The 23,775-nt window shown below is 53.1% G+C and carries 21 protein-coding genes; 7 read left to right on the top strand and 14 right to left on the bottom strand.

The window, feature by feature from the left end; translation table 11 throughout:
• Positions 1-159 precede the first annotated feature (159 nt).
• The 6 genes from dapF (at position 160) to EBAPG3_RS03655 (ending at position 6,601) form a co-directional block, all read left to right on the top strand.
• Positions 160-996, top strand: a complete 837-nt coding sequence (gene dapF, locus EBAPG3_RS03680) for a diaminopimelate epimerase (protein ID WP_040851883.1) — start codon at positions 160-162, stop codon at positions 994-996.
• Positions 997-1,055: 59 nt separating this feature from the next.
• Positions 1,056-1,724: a DUF484 family protein gene (locus tag EBAPG3_RS03675; protein WP_004176578.1), complete on the top strand. Its 669-nt coding sequence runs from the start codon at positions 1,056-1,058 to the stop codon at positions 1,722-1,724.
• Positions 1,725-1,776: 52 nt separating this feature from the next.
• Positions 1,777-2,709 (top strand): tyrosine recombinase XerC, encoded by a 933-nt coding sequence (gene xerC, locus EBAPG3_RS03670; RefSeq protein ID WP_004176576.1) that lies wholly within the window; start codon positions 1,777-1,779, stop codon positions 2,707-2,709.
• 304 nt (positions 2,710-3,013) lie between these two features.
• Complete coding sequence (gene hslV / locus EBAPG3_RS03665) at positions 3,014-3,550, top strand: ATP-dependent protease subunit HslV (RefSeq protein WP_004176575.1); 537 nt, start codon at positions 3,014-3,016, stop codon at positions 3,548-3,550.
• 168 nt (positions 3,551-3,718) lie between these two features.
• Complete coding sequence (gene hslU, locus EBAPG3_RS03660; protein ID WP_004176574.1) at positions 3,719-5,050, top strand: ATP-dependent protease ATPase subunit HslU; 1,332 nt, start codon at positions 3,719-3,721, stop codon at positions 5,048-5,050.
• Positions 5,051-5,260: 210 nt separating this feature from the next.
• Positions 5,261-6,601: a DEAD/DEAH box helicase gene (locus EBAPG3_RS03655; RefSeq protein WP_004176572.1), complete on the top strand. Its 1,341-nt coding sequence runs from the start codon at positions 5,261-5,263 to the stop codon at positions 6,599-6,601.
• Between the two features lie 166 nt (positions 6,602-6,767).
• Here EBAPG3_RS03655 and EBAPG3_RS03650 read toward each other — a convergent pair whose 3' ends face one another.
• The 6 genes from EBAPG3_RS03650 to EBAPG3_RS03625 form a co-directional block, all read right to left on the bottom strand.
• On the bottom strand, positions 6,768-7,967 hold the full coding sequence (locus tag EBAPG3_RS03650) for a BaiN/RdsA family NAD(P)/FAD-dependent oxidoreductase (protein ID WP_085921907.1): 1,200 nt from the start codon (positions 7,965-7,967) through the stop codon (positions 6,768-6,770).
• Positions 7,968-7,995: 28 nt separating this feature from the next.
• Positions 7,996-8,667 (bottom strand): class I SAM-dependent methyltransferase, encoded by a 672-nt coding sequence (locus EBAPG3_RS03645; RefSeq protein ID WP_004181141.1) that lies wholly within the window; start codon positions 8,665-8,667, stop codon positions 7,996-7,998.
• On the bottom strand, positions 8,667-9,425 hold the full coding sequence (locus EBAPG3_RS03640) for an HvfC family RiPP maturation protein (RefSeq protein ID WP_004181139.1): 759 nt from the start codon (positions 9,423-9,425) through the stop codon (positions 8,667-8,669). The genes EBAPG3_RS03645 and EBAPG3_RS03640 overlap by 1 nt, the downstream gene beginning before the upstream one ends.
• Positions 9,406-10,257, bottom strand: coding sequence for an HvfB family MNIO-type RiPP peptide maturase (locus EBAPG3_RS03635; protein WP_004181137.1), 852 nt, complete (start codon positions 10,255-10,257; stop codon positions 9,406-9,408). Before EBAPG3_RS03635 ends, EBAPG3_RS03640 begins: the two co-directional genes overlap by 20 nt.
• A 13-nt stretch (positions 10,258-10,270) precedes the next feature.
• A complete protein-coding gene (locus EBAPG3_RS03630) occupies positions 10,271-10,681 on the bottom strand; it encodes an EF-hand domain-containing protein (protein WP_004181135.1) in 411 nt (136 codons plus the stop codon).
• 154 nt (positions 10,682-10,835) lie between these two features.
• Positions 10,836-11,216 (bottom strand): HvfA family oxazolone/thioamide-modified RiPP metallophore, encoded by a 381-nt coding sequence (locus EBAPG3_RS03625; RefSeq protein WP_004181134.1) that lies wholly within the window; start codon positions 11,214-11,216, stop codon positions 10,836-10,838.
• 570 nt (positions 11,217-11,786) lie between these two features.
• On the opposite strand from EBAPG3_RS03625, the gene dksA reads away from it, so the two are divergent.
• Positions 11,787-12,209, top strand: a complete 423-nt coding sequence (gene dksA, locus EBAPG3_RS03620) for an RNA polymerase-binding protein DksA (protein ID WP_004181133.1) — start codon at positions 11,787-11,789, stop codon at positions 12,207-12,209.
• 119 nt (positions 12,210-12,328) lie between these two features.
• On the opposite strand, the gene pnp is transcribed toward dksA, so the two are convergent.
• The 8 genes from pnp to hpnH all read right to left on the bottom strand — a co-directional run bounded on the left by pnp (position 12,329) and on the right by hpnH (position 23,677).
• Positions 12,329-14,437 carry a polyribonucleotide nucleotidyltransferase gene (pnp, locus tag EBAPG3_RS03615; protein ID WP_004181131.1) on the bottom strand — a complete coding sequence of 703 codons (2,109 nt, stop codon included), beginning with the start codon at positions 14,435-14,437 and terminating at the stop codon, positions 12,329-12,331.
• Between the two features lie 137 nt (positions 14,438-14,574).
• The gene (gene rpsO / locus EBAPG3_RS03610; protein WP_004181129.1) at positions 14,575-14,844 is read right to left on the bottom strand and encodes a 30S ribosomal protein S15; all 270 of its coding nucleotides are present in this window, start codon (positions 14,842-14,844) and stop codon (positions 14,575-14,577) included.
• A 214-nt stretch (positions 14,845-15,058) separates the two neighbouring features.
• A complete protein-coding gene (locus tag EBAPG3_RS03605; RefSeq protein ID WP_004181122.1) occupies positions 15,059-15,790 on the bottom strand; it encodes a phosphorylase family protein in 732 nt (243 codons plus the stop codon).
• Positions 15,787-17,724 (bottom strand): squalene--hopene cyclase, encoded by a 1,938-nt coding sequence (shc, locus tag EBAPG3_RS03600; RefSeq protein ID WP_004181121.1) that lies wholly within the window; start codon positions 17,722-17,724, stop codon positions 15,787-15,789. The genes EBAPG3_RS03605 and shc overlap by 4 nt, the downstream gene beginning before the upstream one ends.
• Before the next feature lie 232 nt (positions 17,725-17,956).
• The gene (locus EBAPG3_RS03595; protein ID WP_004181119.1) at positions 17,957-18,733 is read right to left on the bottom strand and encodes an MlaA family lipoprotein; all 777 of its coding nucleotides are present in this window, start codon (positions 18,731-18,733) and stop codon (positions 17,957-17,959) included.
• A 187-nt stretch (positions 18,734-18,920) separates the two neighbouring features.
• Complete coding sequence (locus EBAPG3_RS03590; protein WP_004181117.1) at positions 18,921-21,593, bottom strand: MMPL family transporter; 2,673 nt, start codon at positions 21,591-21,593, stop codon at positions 18,921-18,923.
• 50 nt (positions 21,594-21,643) lie between these two features.
• Positions 21,644-22,279: an HpnM family protein gene (locus EBAPG3_RS03585; protein ID WP_004181115.1), complete on the bottom strand. Its 636-nt coding sequence runs from the start codon at positions 22,277-22,279 to the stop codon at positions 21,644-21,646.
• A 288-nt stretch (positions 22,280-22,567) separates the two neighbouring features.
• Positions 22,568-23,677 carry an adenosyl-hopene transferase HpnH gene (gene hpnH / locus EBAPG3_RS03580; RefSeq protein ID WP_004181112.1) on the bottom strand — a complete coding sequence of 370 codons (1,110 nt, stop codon included), beginning with the start codon at positions 23,675-23,677 and terminating at the stop codon, positions 22,568-22,570.
• Positions 23,678-23,775 lie beyond the last annotated feature (98 nt).

Raw genomic sequence — 23,775 nt, 5'->3', positions numbered from 1 at the left:
TCGCCTGCAAAGGGGCTTTTGCAGTGAAAGGAGCCATGGTGCCGGCATGGCGGCCGATTGACAGGGGTATCTTCCTGTAACAAACTCGCACCGGGAGGGATATATTCGTTGGCTTTTCCGGTGCGGGCGGAATTGTCCGATGAAATGGGTGGCTCATTAATGAAACTCAAATTTACTAAGATGCATGGACTGGGCAATGATTTCGTCGTTATTGACGGGATAAATCAATCCCCATTTCTGGGCCCTGAGCAACTGCGCCTGCTCGCCAACCGTCATTTTGGCATCGGCTGTGATCAGATTCTATTGATAGAAGCCGCTGAAGGCGACGCTGACTTTCGCTATCGCATTTTCAACGCCGATGGCGGCGAGGTGGAACAATGCGGCAACGGTGCGCGCTGCTTCGTTCGCTATGTGCATGACCGCGGGATGACAAATAAAAATGAAATCCGCGTGGAAACACATGGCGGCCTGATCATTCCCAGATTGGAGGCCAATGGTGAAGTGACCGTCAATATGGGCGCACCGAAATTTGAGCCGCGGGAGATTCCCTTTGCCGCCGAAAAGCGCGCACTGACTTATCCACTCGATATCGACGGCAGGCAGGTGGAAATCAGCGCTGTTTCCATGGGGAACCCTCACGCGGTGCAATGGGTAGCAGACTTGGATCATGCTCCGGTATTGACCGAAGGTGAACTGATTGAGCGGCATCCATGCTTCCCCAAGCGGGTCAACGCCGGATATATGCAGGTGATTGATCGCAGTCATATCCGTCTGCGGGTGTATGAGCGCGGTGCGGGTGAAACGCTGGCTTGTGGCACCGGAGCTTGCGCCGCCGTGGTGGCAGGTATTCAACGCGGATTGCTGGAGTCAAAGGTTAAAGTCAGTTTTCGCAGCGGCGACTTGATCGTCCGCTGGGAAGGTGAAAATCAACCGGTCTGGATGACGGGACCTGCTACCACCGTATTTGATGGAGAGATCGACTTAAAGATTCTCTGAATAAGTCTGCCGCAAACTCGGGATTTATTCGGATCCTAAAAATTGAACCGGGGAGAAACATGAAATTCAGCTCGGAAGAAGTCGCCCAGTATTTGCGGGACCACCCTCAATTTTTTGAGGAGCATGCCGGCATGCTGGCAGACATCCGGGTTCCTCACCTGCACGGCGGCGGAGCCATTCCCATCAGCGAGCGGCAAATCATTGCACTTCGGGACAAGAATCATATCCTTCAGGACAAACTGGGTGAATTGGTCCGATTTGGCGAGGAAAACGGCGCCATCAATCAGAAAATGCATCGTCTCGCCATAATGCTGCTTACCTTCACGGACCTGAAAGATCTGCTGCACGGACTGAATTTTAATCTGCATGAGGATTTTTCCATACCTCATATGACACTAAGGCTATGGAACCTGACCGCCGAAAGCCCGCAGCTTCCGGAATTCACTCAAACCAGTGCTGATATTCACATCATGACGGAAAGCCTGGTGCATCCCTGTTGCGGCCTTCACGTACTGGAGGAAATCAAGAATTGGTTCGGGGAAAGTGCGGGTCACCTGCGCTCGTTTGCACTGGTGCCTTTGCGAGCGGAGCAAACCATCGGTCTGCTGGTGATGGCAAGCGAAGACCCGCAGCGCTTCTATCCCGAAATGGGAACCCTATATCTGACGCAGCTTGGAGAATTGGTAAGCGCTGCATTGGTACGATACAAACCGGCTCGACAATTCTAGAAGTCGAAAAAACGTATGAATATCCGAAAATAACTTCAGCATAATGGCTACTATGACGTCCGGAGATAACCAGGCTGTACTCGCGGCCGCCTATCTTTCCCATCTTCTCAATGTAAGGCGCTTGTCATCGCTCACCTGCAAAAGTTACGCGCATGATATTGCGATCCTGCTCAACTTCGCGAATGAAACATCGCTCGATCAATTGCGAATTCATCATATTCGCCGCTTTGTCGCCCAGCGTCACGGAAAGGGATTTTCCGGCAGAAGCCTGGCTAGAATGCTGTCTGCATGGCGTGGCTTCTACCACTATTTGGCGCGTCATCACGGCTATACCTGCAATCCATGCGCCGGGGTACACGCCCCAAAATCGCCCCGAGCGTTGCCCCATACTCTTTCACCCGACGAGGCAGCGAAGCTGCTGGACTTTCCCGTTGAAAATGACCCAATGGCATTACGGGACAAAGCCATGTTCGAGCTGTGTTATTCCTCGGGACTCCGGCTGGCTGAACTTACCGGCCTGCAGCCGAGGGACCTGAGTTTTTCCGACGGTACGGCGCGCGTTACCGGAAAAGGCGGCAAGACTCGCATAGTACCCGTAGGGAGCCAGGCGGCACGCATCCTGCGCGAATGGATAAAACTGCGCGAAGTGCTGGTCAAACCCGGCGCAACTGCGTTATTCGTGTCGCGGTATGGAAGAAACATCAGTCCGCGGTCAGTCAGTCAACGGTTAAAAATTCAGGCGTCGCGGCAAGGAATCAGCACCAATATCCATCCTCATGTTCTGCGGCACTCATTTGCCTCCCACCTGCTGCAGTCCAGTGGCGACTTGCGCGCAGTGCAGGAAATGCTGGGACACGCCAGCATCAGCACCACACAAATTTATACTCATCTTGATTTTCAACATTTGGCGAAAGTCTATGATGCTGCGCATCCGCGCGCCAAGAAGAAAGGGAGGGGAATCAAAGCCGGAAATGAGGGCCTCTGAATGAGTCCGGCAGGTTGCTATCCGTACAGCTTTTTTTCTCGACGCATCGACGTCCTGTCCGAATCCGGTATTCAGGCGGGATAGCATGCGGTTATTGGAATGCGGGGGCGAGGTACAAGGAGGGTTAATCTCCATTCCTGGGCGTTGCCAACGACACAGCAATGTGAACTCACCGGACAGGTGGAGTTCAAGTGGAGCAAGAATCATGACGGGTCGCGGCGTTTAACTCAAAATGACTTAAAAATGAGCGGTCAACCGCCGGATTTAGGTATAATCTGCGATCTCACTCATTTCGCGCTGACACATGCCAGAATTTCGCGGTACTACCATACTTTCGGCCCGGCGCGGAACGCAGGTGGCGCTCGGGGGCGATGGCCAGGTAACCTTGGGCGCCATCGTAGCCAAGGCCAGCGCCCGCAAGGTGCGCAGGCTCTACCATGACAAAATTCTGGCGGGATTTGCAGGCGGTACAGCCGATGCTTTTACCTTGTTCGAACGTTTTGAAGGCAAGCTTGAGAAGCATCAGGGACACCTCATGCGTTCGGCGGTTGAACTGGCCAAGGATTGGCGCACCGACCGCATTTTACGCCGGCTGGAAGCAATGCTGGTTGTCGCGGATCCCGAAACCACACTGATCATTACAGGCTCGGGTGACGTGATTGAGCCTGAACTGGGGCTTGCCGCAATCGGCAGCGGAGGCTCTTACGCTCATTCCGCAGCGCGCGCGCTCCTGGAAAATACCAGCCTGACACCGCTGGAAATCGTCAAGAAGTCGCTTACCATAGCGGGCGACCTGTGTATCTATACCAATCAGAACCATATAATCGAAGTTCTGGAGTAGCGTGCAAGCTAAACGTAACCGGTGGGACGTAATGAAACAGGGGAAGATGCAGTATCTTTTGCCGAACACCTCCGGCGAAGCCCCCCTTACTTCCGTATATCAGTTCCAGCCTGCTTCTCTCCTCAGGTTTCATAGATCCCGCCACTTTATTACCGATACCCTGAAACCATGTCCCAATTGACCCCGCAGGAAATCGTCCACGAGCTGGACAAGCACATTATCGGTCAAGACGCCGCCAAACGCTCCGTGGCCATTGCGCTCCGAAATCGCTGGCGCAGGCAGCAGGTAATGGATCCTTTACGGCAGGAAATCACGCCAAAAAATATCCTCATGATCGGCCCTACCGGAGTCGGCAAGACCGAAATCGCACGCCGTCTCGCAAAACTTGCCGATGCTCCATTCATCAAAGTGGAAGCGACCAAATTCACTGAGGTGGGTTATGTCGGGCGCGATGTGGACTCCATTATTCGTGATCTGGTGGAATCCGCCATCAAGCAGTCCCGCGAGCAGGAAACCCAGAAGATGAGGGCCCGTGCGGAAGATCATGCTGAAGAGCGTATCCTCGATGTGCTGCTGCCAGCGGCAAGGGAGATAGGCTCGCAAATGGAAGCGGGCGAAGGCGACAATGCCACCCGGCAGAAATTTCGCAAGAAGCTGCGCGAAGGCGAACTCAATGACAAGGAAATTGAAATCGAAATTTCAGCGGCCCATACCCACATGGAAATCTTTGCGCCGCCGGGAATGGAAGAACTGACCACGCAAATTCAAGGTATGTTCCAGAATCTGGGCGGGGAAAGAAAAAAGACCCGTAAGCTGAGAATCCGTGAAGCAATGAAGCTTATTATCGATGAAGAAGCATCCAAGCTCGTCAATGATGAGGAATTGAAGCTTCGTTCAGTGCAAAATGTCGAGCAGAACGGTATCGTGTTCCTCGACGAAATCGACAAGATCACCAGCCGCTCGGAAACTTCCGGAGCGGACGTATCGCGTCAGGGGGTGCAACGGGACCTGTTGCCGCTGGTGGAAGGCACCACGGTTTCCACGAAATACGGCATGATCAAAACTGATCATATCCTGTTCATTGCCAGCGGCGCATTTCATCTCGCCAAGCCTTCCGATCTGATTCCCGAATTGCAGGGCCGGTTCCCCATTCGCGTCGAGCTGGCCAGTCTTAGTGCTCACGATTTTGTGCAAATCCTCACCAATACCGACGCCTGTCTGACACGGCAATATGAGGCGCTGCTGGAAACCGAGGGAATCAAGCTGGAATTTACACCCGATGCGGTTAAACGCCTGGCGGAGATCGCTTTTGCGGTTAACGAAAAAACCGAGAATATTGGCGCGAGACGTCTTTATACCGTGATGGAGAAACTTCTGGAGGACGTTTCCTTCGACGCCGAGAAACACAGTGGCGATACCATCGTCATCGATGCCGTATACGTGGATGTACGACTCAATAGCCTGTCCCAAAGCGAGGATTTAGCCCGCTACGTGCTTTAATCCGGTAACTCCCGATCCCCCCGGGCTTCGTACGGAGAAAAAACGCATCTCGGCTAAACGGCGCCCCGGGACGTGATCTGTTACAATCCTAACCTGCGGCGTTCGCTCCAAGTCTTCACGCTGCCCATTCTGTTTTTCAAACCATACCCGTCTGCCTAAGACTGGCGTCTCGTTACCGGGGCGACAGGCCGATGTTACCCCAGGAGTTTTATGTCTTTCTCTATCTTCGGTCTGTCCGACGAAATCATTCGCGCCGTAACTGAATGCGGCTATACCGAGCCAACCCCCATTCAACTGCAAGCCATCCCCGCTGTACTGGCTGGCAGCGACTTAATGGCCGGGGCTCAAACCGGTACCGGCAAAACCGCCGGCTTCACCTTGCCCATCCTGCATCGTTTATCCGATAAGAGTGTAAAAGGTCCATCCAGCGGCCGGCCGCCGATACGTGCACTTATTCTCGTTCCCACGCGCGAACTGGCTACACAGGTGGAGGAAAGCGTCCGGAAGTACGGCAAATACTTGAAACTGAATTCGATGACGATGATCGGCGGGGTTAGCATTAATCCTCAGATTACCCGCCTGAAGAGTCGTGTGGACATTCTGGTAGCCACTCCGGGACGCTTGCTTGATCATGTGCAGCAACGAACTCTCGACTTGTCACATGTTGAGATCCTGGTGCTGGATGAAGCGGACCGTATGCTCGACATGGGCTTTATTCGCGAGATCAGGAAGATACTCGCGCTACTGCCCAAACAGCGCCAGAGCCTGCTTTTCTCGGCAACCTTCTCCGACGAAATCCAGACGCTGGCTGCCAGTTTCCTGAACAAGCCGGTGAAAATTGAAGCAGCGCGCCGCAACGCCACCGCCGACAATGTGACGCATGTGGTGCATCCGGTGGACCGTGAAAGAAAGCGTGATCTGCTTGCCTATCTCATTAAGAAGCACGACTGGTCGCAGGTACTGGTGTTTACCCGCACCAAGCATGGCGCCAACAAACTGGCCGAGTATCTGATCAAAAGCGGTATCCCGTCACTCGCCATACATGGCAACAAAAGCCAATCAGCGCGCACTCGCGCATTGGCTGAATTCAAGACGGGTAGCCTGCAGGTGCTGGTGGCAACCGACATCGCGGCGCGTGGAATAGATATTTCCGAACTCCCCCACGTGGTCAACTTCGAGCTGCCTAACGTGCCGGAGGATTACATCCATCGCATCGGGCGCACTGGCCGCGCCGGGTCTGACGGCGAAGCGGTGTCGCTGGTTTGTGTGGATGAATTTAAACTGCTCGCTGACATTGAGAGGCTGATCAAGCGGGAATTATCTCAACAGATCATCGCGGGTTTCGAGCCCGATCCGGGCATTAAAGCGGAGCCAATCATGAATGGAAGCAACGGTGGACAACGCCGCATACTGCCCGAGTCACCGGGGCGACATGGTCGCGGCCAACGACGAGGCCAGCCAAGTGCCAAGCAGCCAGCAGCCAGGATCCCGGCAAAACCTGCTGCGGGTCGCATGCCCGCCCTGCAGCGTTCGGGCGGACGTGGCCGTTAATCCGGTTTTGTTCTCATTCCGACGTGGCCGCAAGGGCAAGATGCCAGCCGGCGTCTTACCTGAAAATATTGGCAGCGTTTCAGGCAATCGGGATTCCGATTTATATTTATGGGAAATATATCAGCATGGAACCATGGTACGGGATATCTGATGAAACGGGACTGGATTACACGAACTGGCCTGCCGCATAACCGGACGACCAAGCCCACTGGAAATTAAATCCCCCAAGATGTCCCGTCACATCCACCACTTCACCGATAAAATATAATCCGGGTATTTTTCTCGCTTCCATCGTCTTTGATGACAATTCACGGGTGTCCACCCCGCCCAGTGTCACTTCCGCTTTCTTATATCCAGCGGTACCACTGGGCATGATTTGCCAATCATGCAATTGAGCGGCAATCTGCTTCAATCCGGCTTCACTGTACTGGTTTATCGGCCGGGCGGACTGGCCCGGCATAATGTCGTCGCACCATGCCTGTGCGAAGCGCCGGGGCAGATATTGCATTATCAGATTGGACAGTAGCCCGGGGCTGTGCCTGTGATCGAGCAACCACGCCGCATCGAGATCCGGTAGCAGGTCGACATGAATCGTGACTCCCGGTTGCCAATAGGAAGAAACCTGCAATATTGCGGGACCGCTCAAACCACGGTGTGTAAATAATAGGTTCTCCCGAAAGCATGCTCCATTACAACTCACCGCCGCGTCAATCGCGACGCCTGGAAGTCCGGCGATGGTTGCCAGTTGATCCAGTGAGAGAGTCAGCGGAACAAGCGCTGGCCGCAGCGGCGTCACAGCGATGCCAAATTGCCTGGCGACATGGTAGCCGAAGGGGCTTGCGCCGATTTGAGGAATGGACAGGCCCCCGGTTGCGATGACTAATGAATCCGCCGTCAAGATGCCACGATCTGTTTCCAGCAGGAATCTGCCGCCGGGAGCTATACCGGCGTGGATACGGCTTGTATTGTTCACTCGACATGGAATTTGCCATTCGACGCCCGCCGCATCGCACTCCTGTCGCAACAGATCGATGATCTGCTGCGAGCTGCCGTCGCAAAATAGTTGTCCCAGTTTTTTTTCATGATAATGGATGCCGTGCTTCTCCACCAGCATCACGAAGTTTTGCGGGGTGAAACGTGCCAGCGCGGATCGGCAAAAATGCGGATTGTGTGACCGGAAATTTTCAGGCCTGGTGTGGCGATTGGTGAAATTACATCGTCCTCCACCGGAAATACGAATTTTTTCCGCGAGCTTCGATGCATGATCCAACAGCATAACCGAGCGTCCGCGCTTGCCGGCTTCGATCGCACACATCATTCCGGCCGCGCCAGCGCCTATCACTATCACATCTTTTTTTATTTTCATTCGATGAAATAAACCTGAACCCTGCAGGCTACTCCATCGCCGCCTTGCGCCATACGCTGGCAAACCACGGCTGCTGGGCACGCGGCCGGCCAGCTGGACGGTAATAGTGGGTAATTTCGACAAACCCGGCAATGGTCATATAACCTCGCCATCTTTCAATATCATGATATACACCATAACGCCCGTGGGTCCAGCCCTCTTCGTCATTTCCGCGCGGGTTGGAACTGAACAGCACGCCATCCGGCTTCAGCGTGTTACACAATTCTGCCAGCACACGCGGCAGCTCACATCCAGGAACATGAAACAGCGAGGCATTCGCGAATATGCCGTCGAAGTATTCATGCGGCAGATCGAGTCCCATAAAATCCTGACACCATACTTCACAACCGGCATGGCTGCGAGCCATCTCAACGAAGCGCGGGGCACCCTCAAGTCCAACCGCGATATGGCCGAGTTCGGTAAGCACCTTGAGATCGCGGCCCGGGCCGCAGCCAAAATCTAGTACGGCGTAAGGAGGCTGACCCTTGATACACCTCAGCAGCGCCGTGATATTCTGGCTGACGTCATGATCTTTTGTTCCTTCCCAGAAATGCTCGGCATGCTCGTTGTAGTGGGCGAGCGTGAGATAAGAAATTGTTTTGGGATCCAGCGGGTTGCGCTTCATGCCATCCCTGATCAACTCCGGATCAGGATCATTCATTATTCACGCAAAACGCCCAGCAGCGCGCCTCGTGCCTGTAAGTCGCGCATAATTGCCAATCCGCCTTGAATCACGACTTCGGGCGAGGGATGGCGGCTTTCCGCAGCGACAATTTCGAGTGCCGTTTGACCTGTATGCTCGGCAGTCTCTAATAGGCTGACCAAGCGCGACGTAAACCCGTTGATCTCACTGAACTGGACCTGATCGGTGGCATCGCGAAATACCAGTAAGCAGGTCTCTATCGGCATGACTCGAGCGCGCGGGCGGATACGATGCACCGGCCACCGGTAACACAGATTGGCGAGCACCGGGTTCAGAACGGGTCGTTGTTCCAGCAGGCCGCCATCGGGATCGATATGATCCCAGTCCGGACCATCCATTGAAACGGAAAGCGCCAGTTCTATCCATTCATAGTGTGCAAGTTCCAGCATGAATTCTGGATAGTTTGGGGGTGACTTCCACTCCGCTTGCAGGTACTGGATAAATTCTGCAGGTATTTCCCTGAAAAAAGGTGAGCGGCTGCGATGTGTGGCAAGAAAAGCGCGCACGACCCGTTTCCAGCGGCGCGTTCCCAGTACTTTTCTGAGCACGGGAAAGCAGGTCAATAAGAAATTCTCGACATTGTTGTAAACCAGTCTTGTATATATCCGCATATGCGTCGCTTCAACACCCCGTGGACAGGCATTTGCCTTCGGGTCACGGATATGTGCGGCGAAGGCGTATTGGAAGCGCTGAAATTCAGGGAGCGGCGCGGACATGGCTGATACCTGCATACCGAGTCTGAATAAGACCGATGCGTTCGACCTCACGCATCAGTTCATGTAGGGGGGGAATGTTGAAATCGCGCTCCAGCAACGTGGGGGCCACCCCGTGTATGTGGTAAGCATAATCAAGCAATGACCATACCGGATCGATTACGTCCGCGCCATGCGTGTCGATAATCAGATTCTTCGCTTCATTATAATGCCCGGCCATATGCATGTAGACAATGCGTTCCGTAGGCATCGCGCAGATAAATTCGATGGGATCACAAGCATGATTAACGCTGTTGACGTACACATTGTTAACGTCAAGATGCAGGTCGCAGTCCGCTTCGATTAATACGGCACGGATGAAATCCGCTTCACTCATTTCGGCAATGGGTGCACGCACATAAAACGATGCATTTTCCAACGCAATACGACGCTCCAGGATATCTTGAGCACGGCGAATGCGTGCGGCGACATATTTCACCGCTTCTTCGGTAAAGGGTATTGGAAGCAGGTCATAGAGATGGCCATCATCGGAACAGTATGAGAGATGTTCCGTATAAAGGGAAATCTGATGCCGATCCAGGAATTGCCGAATCTTGTGCAGTAATACTTCATCCAACGGGGCCGGGCTACCAATGGAAAGTGAGAGTCCGTGGCAGACGAAGGGATAGCGCTCCGTGAAGCGGCGCAAATCCCGTCCCGCCACGCCACCGAAATCAATCCAGTTTTCCGGGGCTATTTCAAAGAAATCAATAGCGGCAGGGACACGTATTTTTAGCTCGGGAATGAGTTCCCGCCGGAAGCCCAGTCCCACACTGGCACGGCCTAGGGATTCCATCAAGGATCAGGAATTACTTTTTCATACCGCCATGCGGCGCAGTATCGGGTGCACCGGGTGCATGGGGTGCACCGCTGGGTCTGGCGCCTCCATAGCTGTCTGCCTCAGGCTGGTCGACAGCACCATCTTTGTTGGTATCCATCCTGTCAAATATGGCTTCGTGATGCTTCAGAAATTCCTGCTTCGTGACCTTGCCATCCTTATTGGTGTCCACCATCGACATGCCGCATCGGCCTTCGCCGGATTTTGCGCCGCCCCCATATTTATTGGGGTCCACCCTGTCTGCATACGCGAGCATGGTACCCCTATCCAGGGATTGCACGATGAAAGGACTGTCAGCTCCAGAGGCGAGCGGTGCCGCACCAAGTGCGGCGGCAAAAGCGGAACCCACCGCTAGGGAAATCATGGTTTTCTTGTTGCGCATGATATCTTCTCCTGAATTTTGGAGAAAATATTATGTCACAATTCGAGAGCGATTGGAGGGCGTGGTTAGCCGAGGGATCGACTTTTCTCGTGCAGAAGCCACGCTTGGAAAAAATCGTCCCCAGCTGGAATAAATACCAGGAATTATCTCTTCCCTACTTACTGCCCCCGCACTTGCCGTCCTTCATTTTGCCCTTCATCTCATCTTTGCTGATAAAGCCGTCTTTGTTGGCATCCATATGTTCGAACATGGCGTTATGATGCGCGGTCCATTCTTCCTTGGTGATTTTACCGTCATTATTTGCGTCCGCCATGGACGCGCCACACCGCCCTTCGCCGCAAGCGCCCTGACCGCCACATTTACCTTCTCCACTTTTCTTTTCGCCATATTTATGCGCGTCGGCAACCATGTAGCCCCTGTCGAGAGATTGCATGGCAAAGGGACTATCAGCGGCAAAAACGACCGGTGCGCCACCGAGGCTAACGGCAAAAGCAGAACCAACGGCTATGGAAATAATGGATTTTCTTTTAGACATGATCTTTTTCTCCTGTTATATATATGGGGGATGTTGGGTTGCAACCCTGATAGAAAACCGCACCTGTCTTAGCAATCCCGCGGACTTTATTCCTTTCTCTTGCAACCGGTTTCGACGCGTGCGGATACCTGACATAAACACAATCTCAACCATTATTGAAGCATCAAGTTCAACTATTTGGTTGGCAGGACAAATTATGGCCTATTGGTAACATAGCACAATTTCCAGCCCGGTGCGACAAATTGCCGCACCGGGCGATCACAGTGCCGCCGATAATCGTGAGAAGTACATTCGTAATGTTAGTCATTATTGTGGACGATTTGGAGAAATGGGGCATTTATTTTCTTTCAGGGGTATTCAAGCAATTGGAATTCTGCAAAAATTCGTGCTGTCGTGCAGGGTGGGTTTCATGCAAACTGACTGACCCGGGTTATCTACAAACTCTCTTGTATGGGTTGGAATTGATTTTTGCCCCGTGTCGTGGAGGACGTATAGCAAACGTATTGCTGTATAATATTTTCTGTAATGGTACCTCTATACGTCACCAGAAATATAAAAGGGATATTAAAAATGCCGCAAGAACTGCGTAAACCAGCTACTCCTTACAAGCCGAAGAAGGGGGAAAGCTACATGAGTTCCAGGCAGCTTATGCATTTTCGCAACATACTGGAAGGTATTAAAACCGAATTAGGACAGGATATAGATCGCACGGTGCATACCATGCAGGATGAAGCGACTATTTTTGCCGACCCTAACGATCGGGCCAGTCAGGAGTCGGATATGGCGCTGGAATTACGCAATCGTGACCGCGAACGCAAGTTGATCAAGAAAATTGATGAGACCATTGCCAAAATAGACGCTGGCGATTATGGTTATTGCGATAGTTGCGGGATTGAAATTGGCCTGAAGCGCCTTGAAGCCCGCCCCACTGCTACTCTCTGCATCGACTGCAAGACTCTCGATGAGATAAGGGAAAAACAAGTAGCCAAATAAAATTGATGGTGTTTTCCACAGGTTTGTATTATCTGCCTGTTGTCACAAATTATCTTTTCCATGAAAAAAAAGCCTCTATCTGATAGAGGCTTTTTTTATGACTAGTCGTAAAAAGGAGCTTATGAAGCAGTGCTATCAGCACCCTCCATGGCGACTGCCTTCATGCTAAGACGTAGCCGTCCCTTGTCGTCGGCCTCCAGGACCTTGACCCGCACCGCTTGACCTTCCTTGAGATGATCGGCGACACTATTGACACGCTCGTTGGCAATTTGCGAGATATGCAACAAACCATCCTTGCCTGGAAGAACGCTAACAATCGCGCCGAAATCCAGAAGTTTCAATACGGTCCCGTCGTATATTCTGCCCACTTCCACCTCGGCGGTGATGTCTTCAATACGTTTTTTTGCCACCTCGCCGCCTTCGGCGTTAATACAGGCTATCATAACGGTGCCATCGTCAGCGATATCGATGGTAGTTCCGGTTTCTTCAGTCAGTGCACGGATTACCGCACCACCTTTGCCAATTACATCACGGATTTTTTCGGGATTGATTTTAATTTTAATGATACGCGGCGCATGTTCGGAAATATCTTCGCGCGTTGAAGGCAGCGCCTGCTTCATAATTTGAAGAATGTGGATGCGTCCTTCCTTGGCCTGTATCAGCGCGGCAAGCAGAATATCCTTGGTGATACCCTGAATCTTGATATCCATCTGCAGGGCGGTGATACCTTTCTCGGTACCCGCCACTTTGAAGTCCATATCACCCAAGTGATCTTCATCCCCGAGAATATCGGTCAGCACCGCAAAGCGGTTGCCCTCTTTAATGAGCCCCATGGCAATACCCGCCACATGCGCTTTCAATGGCACGCCAGCATCCATTAACGCAAGACAGCCACCGCAGACCGACGCCATGGAACTCGAACCATTCGACTCGGTAATCTCCGATACGACCCTTAGCGAATACCCAAACTCCTCGGCAGAAGGCAGTACCGCAACCAAGGCTCTTTTGGCCAGCCGTCCATGCCCGATTTCGCGGCGCTTGGGCGTGCCTACACGACCCGTTTCGCCCGTTGCATAGGGCGGCATATTGTAGTGAAGCATGAAACGCTCGGAATAATCTCCCTGCAAGGCATCGATTTTTTGTTCGTCCCGCCCTGTGCCCAAGGTTGCAATCACCAGCGCTTGGGTTTCTCCGCGAGTAAACAAGGCGGAGCCATGAGTGCGGGGTAACAAACCATTGCGGATCGTAATGGGACGAACGGTACGCGTATCTCGCCCATCTATGCGAGGCTCGCCATCGAGAATCTGGGAACGCACTATTTTTGATTCGAGAGCAAAGCAAGCCTCCTTTACAGCCTGCCCATCCGGCCCATCTTCTGTGTCGACTCCGACTTCAGCAAAAACTTTTCTCCAGATGTTATCTATGGCCTCGGATCTTGCCTGTTTCTGCTTCAATTGGAATGCACCGCGCAAATCCTTTTCCGCCAGCTCCGCAATTTTATCGGTCAGCGCGGTATCCGTTTCCGCAGGTATCCAGTCCCATGCGGTAACACCTGCCTCGTCGGCCAATTCATTGATGGCGCTGATTACCGCCTGCATTTGCTGATGACCGTACATGACCGCCCCCAGCATGATGTCTTCGGATAATTCCAATGCTTCAGATTCCACCATCAGCACAGCTTGTTGCGTACCCGCTACCACCAGATTCAACTGGGTTTGCTTCAGTTCGGTCGTGGTGGGATTCAGGACATACTCCCCGTTGATATAACCGACTCGCGCGGCGCCAATAGGACCATCGAAGGGGATGCCGGAAAGCACAAGCGCAGCCGAGGCGCCTACCAGCGCGGGTATATCCGCGTCCACCTCGTTATCGGATGATAGGACGGTGGCCACGATCTGTACTTCATTGTAAAAACGTTCTGGAAACAGGGGACGGATGGGACGATCAATAAGGCGGGAAGTAAGAATTTCTTTTTCGGAAGGACGGCCTTCACGCTTAAAGAAACTGCCGGGTATTCTACCCGCGGCATAGCTTCTTTCCTGGTAATCCACCGTCAACGGAAAAAAATCTTGACCCTGCTTGGCATTTTTTGCGCCCACCGCAGTCACCAGCACCACGGTGTCGTCCATGGTAACCATCACCGCCCCGTGCGCTTGTCTTGCTATCTCCCCGGTCTCCAGCGTTAGTTGATGACGCCCATAGGTAATACTTTTCTTGATTGATTTCAATTAACTACCCTTTTTTTGAAAAAATCGTTCCCGCCTGCTGCGATTAATCCGTTCCAGCATGAAATGCGTCCTATCGTCTATCGCAAGGACAAGAGTTTTCATGTGCTCCGCAGTTCCCCGTATCAGGGATCGATAATCTATTTCCGCAAGCCGAGACGCTCGATCAACGTACGATAACTATCAGTGCTGCTGCGCTTGAGGTAATCGAGCAACTTGCGGCGGCGGCTGACCATACGCAATAACCCGCGACGGGAGTGATGATCCTTGACGTGCGCCTTGAAATGATTTGCCAGATCATTGATACGAGTGGTCAATAACGCCACTTGCACTTCGGGAGAACCCGTATCTCCAACGGCACGCTGATACTCGCGCACCACTTGTGCTTTTTGATCGGTTGTGATTGGCATGCGTACTCTCCATTAAATGCCTGATACGAAAGGCCGGTATTTTACTCTTTAACAGCGTGAATTCTCAAGCAATTTGATGACTTTATTTTATTGCTGATGTGATTTGAATAAGCGGCACCCATTGATTTTCCATGATGAAATATTTTTTACCATAAATGATGCAATCCACTTGCGTGGCAGGAATTCGCCCAGGATTTCCATATTTTTCTCCACGCTAATCCGTTTCAAGAGCGGAACGCGTCGAGGCGAGCCCCATTTCTCTGTCTGCGTAGCGTACCACTGTGGCTAACGTGGAGCACGCAGCACGGGAATCCACCCCGAGACGAAGTAACGTGCCGAGCGTCACGGATCGCCGCAGCAATAACGGCAGCAGGCGCGCCAAGTCGGGACTTCCGTCGCGGCGTATCGCGCCAAGCAGAATCGAAGGGGGTGAAAACTCCACCGGGTCCGAGATTGCGCGCACCGTCAGGAATGGCAACCCGGCATGCGCGGCGGCCTCCGCCACTGCGCCGCTTTCCATATCCACTGCACAAGCTCCAGTAGCCTGTGCCAATTCACGCTTTGCGGTTGCTGAAGTCAGCATCTGCGTACTCGCCGCCAGCATGCCACCCGCCACCCTCAAGCGGGCGGGAAGTCGCTGCCGCAGGCGAGCACGCCAGCCCAAATCAATGGGCAATAAGCGTCCGCCATAAATCGACTCTGGCAACACCAGATCGCCCGGCCGCAGACTGGAATCCAATGCGCCGGCAAGCCCGAAACTCATGAGGGCAGTAGCCCCGCCTGCTCTCAGGCCGTCCGCCGCTTCGCGAGCCGCCTCCGCGCCTATACCGCAGAGCCATATCGCCGCGCTTTCTCCCAGGCTGATTCTTTTGTTAAACGGCAAGTGGAGTGAAGTAACGCACCGAGCCTCCACCCGCATTGCGGTGACGATACCCACTCCCTTCACGCAGGAGGTTTCCGGGTCAGCGCCTGAAATCTAGCCAAAGCCCACAACGGAAAATAACTCGTGTACCCATGATATTTAAGATAGAAAACTCGCGGGAAGCCCGGGGCGGTAAACCAGGGTTCATGCCACAGGCCATCGCTATCCTGCTCATGCAACAGGTAGGCTATGCCACGTGATACTTCATGGCTTTGTCCCTCACCTGCTGCCATCAGACCGAGCAGCGCCCAAGCCGTCTGGAAAGATGTACTCGTCTCGAAATATCCCGCTTTTTGGGGTTCCGAGTACGAATCGTTGCCCTCACCCCAGCCTCCATCATCGCGTTGCACGGATTTTAACCACTGTACCGCGCGGCGAACAGCAAGGTGTCCAGAATCCACACGCGCCAACCGGAAAGCTTCCAGTACCGACCAAGTACCGTATATATAATTGCTCCCCCAGCGCCCGAACCAAGCTCCGCTGGGCTCCTGCTCGCGGAACAGGTAGGCCAACCCCCGTTCCACCGCATCCTTATGCCGGGAGTCACCGTGTAGCGCCAGAAAACCTGTACAGCGGGCAGTGACGTCGCTGGTGGGGGGATCAAGCAGGGCACCATGGTCGGCAAACGGAATTTCGTTCAGGTAGTAATAGGTATTGTCGCTGTCGAAAGCCGCAAAACCACCGTTGCTGGACTGCATGCCCGCGAGCCAGTCCGCCGCGCGTACGATGCTTTCGCGATAAGCTTGCGGATCCGCCTGATGCAATGCCCATCCAACCGCAGCGGTGTCATCCAGATCCGGGTAATGAGGGTTGGCGTACTGAAAAGCCCATCCACCGCCGCTCAGGCCGGGATGCTCTTCCTGCCAGTCGGCGGGTGCGTCGAGTATCTGATTGGGAATCAGCCAGTCGAGAGCCTTGCGGATGGGCTTCTCGTCTATACCCATACCCTCCTGTAATGCAAGACTCGTCAACACGGTATCCCATACCGGCGATGTGCATGGCTGACACCATACGCGTTCGCCTTCATCCACCAGCAGTCCCCTGAGTGCCCTGCGGCATTGCTCTCGATACGGATGCTCATAGGGATAGCCCAGCAATGCCAGCGCTTCGCTGGCATTTACCATCGCCGGAAAGATCGCTCCCAGTCCGCACTCACCGTTAAGCCGCTCCACTATCCAGTGCTCCGCACGCTTTAATGCGATGCGACGCAGAAAAGGTGGAATGAATGGCTCGAAAGGCGAGGCGATGCGCTCAATCAGCAAAAATAACCGATTCAATCGCGTGCGGACCGAAAAATAACCCCGCTCGTTTTCTGGATCCACTGTGAACAGCTCGTGAATATGGATATCGCGCGGATTCGCAGCCTGCGCTTTCAAGCTGCAAAGTATGGATAGCGGAATCGTCACGGTGCGCGACCAGTATGCGATTTTGCTTAGATGAAACGGAAACCAGCGAGGCAGCAATATGATCTCGACCGGTACGAACGGAACACCACGCCAGGGAATCTGACCATACATGGCGAGCATTATCCGCGTGAATACGTTGGCCCGCGCGGCGCCGCCATGTTCCAGAATAGCTGCACGCGCGCGTATCATGTGCGGCGCATCGGGCGAATCACCCACGAGCTTCAGGGCGTAGTAGGCCTTGACTGAACAGCTTTGATCGAAATCGCCACCGTAGTATAGCGGCCAGCCTCCATGCACAGGATCCTGTTTTTCACGGATGAATCGAGCGAGCCTGACTTCGAGGTCTCTATCCACATCATCCATGAAATGCATCATCAGCACATACTCCGCCGGAATCGTACAGTCCGCCTCCAACGGAAAACACCAGTGACCGTCCTCTTTTTGCAGGGAAAGCATCGCTTCGCGCGCCGCGGTCAACCCATCTTTCAGCGCCGTTGAACTCAAGAACCTGTCTTGCGAAGATAATCTGGCGGTACGCTCCAATCTTTTCATTCGTTTTTACCTATATTACCGTACTACGTGAATCCATTTTATGTATCCATCATCCATTCCCGATGGCAACCCCTGACGATGCAAGGAGCGGATTTTCATGATCTGGTTTCCGTTGCGGAGGAACCATGATCTTCCAGCATCTGGCAATCATCATTCCAAAACCTGTCAAACGCAGCAAACAACAAACGCCAGCTTAAACAAGTCGATTATTATACGCGCTTGAAATTGATTTTCAGTGTAATGGCTTGGCCGCCGATTTATTTTGCATGGAATCGTCGTCTGGATCATCATAAACCTCCGGCGGCGGATCACCGTCATAAATCAGATGTTTACGCTGCTGCAAAAATCCTTCGCGCACGAATAGATAGGGATCGAGCGCCGCCTGATCGCGAACGCGCATGGGACCGGTTAATCTCGCCCGTTTGTCGATAATACCCAGAACGGTGACGGGTCCTATAATGGCGGTACTGGCAACGGTGCCCGCATAAAATAAAAGATTGCTGACAACGCTTACGGGAATACCCGGCGCATCCCGATAGCTACTAGGCCCTATCAGGGGAACAAACAGATAAGATCCTGCATCAACCCCCCACACGCCAAGCGTCTGCCCAAAGTCTTCGTCGTGCTGTATCAAACCCATGGGTGCCGCCATATCAAAAAGTCCTCCCAGGCCTATGGTCGAATTCACAACGAAACGCAGACTGTCCTGGAATCCCTGACGAACCTTGCCCTGCAAAAAAGCGTTCAGAATAACGTTCGGGTATGCAAGATTGTCATAGAAATTTCCGATGGAACGTTGCATGGGATTGGGAACATATTTGATGTAAACATCGGCAACCGGCGCCATCACGTTCCGATCGACCATATCGGTGAAGTCATAAAACTTGCGATTGGTTTTCTCGTTGGGATCGATCGAATCCAGGCCCGTATCGTTCGGACGCGTGGTGGCGCAACCGGTAAACAGTACCGCACATACTAACAATAGAATCGTTGCCGGTGTATGCGTCATAATCAGATAAGGCGTAAATCAACCTGGTTAATCGTTAATCTCCCGGGACTCTGATATTGCGATTATGGCAATAATATTTCAAGGTGCGAAGTATAAACAATATTTGTCAAATTAGGGCATAACTTTCTAATAGCTGGATGCGAGTTTACCGAAGAGGCTCCTGCACAATGGCAGAAATGTTTCCAGTTTATTCTCGCCGCGAACTGGAATTCGTACTCCCAACGGGAGTGCGCAGTATCGCTGGCAGTATAACAAGCGTGCAGACCAGGGTAAAAGTCAGTCCTACAGTCAGCATTATTCCGATACTGGCCGTTCCCTGGTGCGACGACAGCATAAGACTCGCGAAATCCACCAGGGCGGTCAGCGCGCTATAAAAGATGGCGCGCGCAGTACTGGTGTGAATCAAAACTTCGCTCACCATTTCGTTGTTCAGACTTCGGTGCACCATGTGCAAACTGCTATCGATACCAAGACCCAGCAACAATGGCAAGGCAATGATATTGGCGAAATTGAATGGGACATCCAACAAGATAGTAAATGCGGCAGTGAACAAGCTGGACAACAAAAGCGGAGTCAGCACCAACAACATGTATTTCACACTGCGCAATATTACCAATAGTGCGACGATAATCCCCAGCAGCGCCAGCAAGAACGCCTGCATAAATGCCTGCACAACCGCCTCGCCTGCCTCAAGACTCACCATGGGCGCCCCGGTTGCGTTTGGCGCCACTGCCTGGACCGCCCGCACAAAACGCCGCAATGCGTCATTGTCGTTGAGATCTTCCGCGGGGTAAACTGCCAGCCGGTATTCTCCTGACTGGCTATGCCAGCGCGCACCCAGCGATATGGGCAAATCCTGCTCTTTAAATGGAGCGGCTTCCGTGGCCATACGGAGACTCCGCAAAGCAGCGGGCAGCGTTGTAAGCAAATCTTCCTCAACAGCATGCAGCAGTTTGCGTTTTTCATCTGCATTGGCTGCATCGAGTCGAATAAACAGCGAAGTCAGGGACGCTTTGAGGATCCGTATGGCTCCGGACGCTGGATGCTCAGGCTGCTCGGCCATGAATCGATCTAATGCGGCGGCGAGTTCGTCAAGCGCTTTTCGCTGCCGCGGCGAGGTGTCTTCTCCGCCAGTCTGCGCCTTGCTGGAAATCGAAATTGGTCCCACCGTAAGCGCCATTTCCTCGATAAGCTGGATTTTTTCCTCCTGCTGCGCCGGCACAAAATCGAGAATGGTGACCACCTTGTTCACTTCAGGAAGTCCAGCCAACCGCTTCGCGAGGCGTTCCGTTTCCTTGTGATCGCTAGCCAGTACAACCGCGTGCCATGGGGAATGGTCGGCATCCGCAAGAAGCTCCCGGAAAGTCCGCACCGCATCCCCGGTTTGGTCCTGCATGTTCAACAAATTGTAGTCAAATCTTACCTGAGGCAATAGGGCAATCGCGGCCACGGCTGCGACGGCCGTAGCGGCATAGGTCAATTTGTGCCATTTCAAGGACAATTCGAGCACCTTGCCGACGGAACCCTTTGTAACGGAAGATTTTGGTGGCCGTTTCGACTGATAACGCAGCAAGGCAGGACCCAAGGTAAGAGTGACGAGCAGACTGATGATCATGCCGGTACCGGAGATGATCCCCAATTCCGCTACACCGCTGTAGTCGGTGGGCATAAATGCGTAGAACCCAATGGCGTTGGTGATGGTACACGCAGTCAACGCGGCGCCGGCATCCCCGCCGGATATATGAGTGGCCTCTGTCGGTGGAAGACCGTTTTCCAGAACCTCCCGATACCGCAGCAGAAAGTGGATCGCGAAATCCGCCCCCAAACCAATATACAACACTGCGAAAGCAATGGAGATCAAGTTCAGGTGACCCACTACGGCAGTGGCGAAAGCCGCGGTGAGAATCAGACCCATTGTCAGACAGAGCAATACGTTGAGTATCAGTCCAGTAGTACGCATCGCGAAATAGAGAACCACCGCCACCAGGATAAATGTAATCATCCCGGCATATTCCATCCCGCGAAGCGAGCTGTTGAGTTCCTCTTCGGCCAACGCGACCTCGCCGGTAATGCGCAACTTTACCGGTCCATCTTCTGTCACCCCGGTATCTTTTGCCGCTGCATGCAACGCCGCAAGGGATTCTTCGGCCGGGAACATCAGGGTGTAATCCAATCTCGGTTTTACAATGATCAGTTCCTGGTATTTTCTTTTCTGGGGCCCGCCATGGAACAGGGATTGCCATGACAGCACCCTGGGCGAACCCGCAAGCCGCGCGTCCAAAGTTGCACTCAGCCCGCTTAGCACGGGTTGAAGCTCCATGCTGCGCCCCTTGCGCAATTCGTCCACCGCGCGGGTAAGCACGGAGACAAAGGCGGGCAAGGTGGGATCTCCGGCAATATGCGCTATCAGCGGCTGTGCCGCGGCCAGACTGTCAGTGATCTGTTCCAGTTCCGCGAGACTTTGGTAGAGCAAGCCATTGCGCGCGAAGAAATCATTCACGTTTGGCGGATAAACATCGTGAAAATTCCTGGTGTCTTCTCTTAAACGTGCCACGAGACGATCTGCCGCCATATAGGCCTGCTCGGGAGTAGGCGCATCCAGCACCACCAACAGGGTTTCCATGTCTTGCGGGAAGGTTTTGTTGTAGTGCTTCATGTTGACGCGAAACGGCAGATGCTCGGAGAGCATGTCGGTAGTATCGGTATTCATGCCGAGGTTACGCGAAACATAGACGCTGCATGCCACAGCGGTCAGCAACGCTCCCAGAAGAATCCAGGCGCCGTAACGATAGGAGATGGTGGCCCAGCGCGCGAAAATATCGTAGATGCGGCTGTGAGAAGCTTTGGCGGGAATAGTCATCCTTCAGGAAGAATTTGGAGCGATTGGCCCTTGGTGTTGCGTGATTTTTTTTATTCTTCTTCAGTCAGGGCAATCTTTTTCCTGAGCATGTCAATGAGCGTCTGGAAACCATCGCGTTGAAGGATGGCACGGTACTCTACACGCTTGAGCGCAAGGTCACTGACACCGTCGGCCAGGATATTGACGATGCGCCACCCATCCTTCCCCTGACGAAGTATATAGTCGAAACGCACAGGTTCGCCCTTCAATGGAACGAGCCTGCTGCGCACCATTATCTGATCTCGCGGCATAACCTGCCGCTCCAGAATTTCGAAATGCTCACCATCGTGACTTTTAAACCATCCCGCATAGGTGCCAATGCTGAGCTTCCGGAAAATATCCGTGAAAGTTTGCTGCTGAGCGGGATTCAGCTGGGTCCAGTTCGGTCCCAAAGTGGTACGTGCGATAAAATCGAGATCATGAGTCTGATTGATGACGGGAGTCAGAAGTTCGAGGCGGCCTTGATAGCCGAGTTTTGCGCCTTCGCGCATTGCCTTGATCAGCGACTCGTGCAAATGGCTTACGACCTGTTCCGGACTATTGGAATCCATCGCCTCGGCCCAGGATACGGGTGTAACCACCAGCATCGCCGCCACTATTATTATCTGGAATTGCAATACGGACTTGATTGAACGCAGGACTTTCATATTGACTCCTTTACCGCAGATGTACCAACCGCGCTGTAACGAAGCACTGAAGTCCATGCCATGGCCAGCAGCATAATAAACCAGTGACAGGCACCGCCGCGTTATCGCTGTCCCGGACTGGCTGATGCCGGCAATATGCTACTTGTTTTAAGCCTGGGCAGTTTCGATTGCCCAGGGAAATTCCCTGCCGAAACTGTGCGCCCGCAGTAACCCGTAAATTTGATGGCGCTCCGGCGCACCATCGAACCCACGTCAATGCTCCGTGCCAGCACGCTGGCCTTATCGTCTTTATCGCTCCACCCTGACAGGAATTCCGCCAATTGTTTTGCGAGCTTTCAGTTCTTCGGTGACCCATTTAGGTGTAGGCTCGGCCACCATTGGACCGGTCGTTCTCGGACCTTTCAGCGAGGCGAGCAACGCCTTCAGCGGATGCTGCAATGTATCTTCGACGGCCGTTGCTTCGTAACCGCAGTGAGCCATGCATTGCGCGCACTTGGGATTGCTGCTGTTACCGTATTTCTCCCAGGGGGTGTCATCCAGCAACTCCTGGAAGCTGGACGCATATCCTTCATCGGGCAATAAATAACAGGGTTTTTGCCAGCCGAATATATTGCGCGTCGGATTGCCCCATGGGGTGCACGCGTAATCCTGGTTGCCGGCCAGAAAATCAAGATAAAGCTTGGAATGGTTCAATTTCCAGTTGCGTTTCTTGCCGATTTCAAAAATTCCCCGGAACAGTTTCTTGGTATCCTGCCCCTTGATAAAGATATCCTGCTTCGGCGCACGCTCATAGCTGAACCCCGGTGCGATGGTTGCGCCCTCGATACCTAACTCCATGGCGTAATCCAGAAATTCGGCAACATCCTGCGGCGTTTCACCCTGAAACAGGGTACAGTTCACGGTGACTCTAAATCCTCTTGCCACGCACAATTTGATTGCTTCAACCGCCCGGTCGAAAACTCCATCCTGACAAACCGAGGCATCATGCCTCTCTTTCATGCCGTCGAGATGGATGGAAAAAGTCAGATAAGGAGACGGCGTATAGTCATCAATCCTTTTTTTCAACAAAAGCGCATTCGTGCAAAGATAAACATACTTCTTCCGGGCAATGATACCCGCGATAATTTGTGGCATCTCTTTGTGTATCAGTGGTTCACCGCCCGGAATTGATACCATCGGCGCGCCGCACTCATCAACGGCCTGCATGCATTGTTCAAATGAAAGGCGCTGGTCAAGGACATCTTCCGGGTAATCGATCTTGCCGCAGCCCGCACAGGCCAGGTTGCAGCGGAATAAAGGCTCCAGCATCAATACCAAAGGATATTTTTTTACTCCCTTCAGCTTTTGCTTGAGCAGATAACTACCGACAGCTATCTGTTGACGTAAAGGAACTCCCATGAGTAAATCCTCCAAAAAACTTCAATAAACTGACTGATAGCCGCACAGAAATAATTTTTTATTCCAAAACTCAGAAGGATTTCCTACGCTGCGCTGGC

The sequence above is a fragment of the Nitrosospira lacus genome, assembly GCF_000355765.4.
GTDB lineage: Bacteria > Pseudomonadota > Gammaproteobacteria > Burkholderiales > Nitrosomonadaceae > Nitrosospira > Nitrosospira lacus.
The sequence above is the reverse complement of the archived record's forward strand: the minus strand, read 5'-3'. Positions and strand labels throughout refer to the sequence as shown.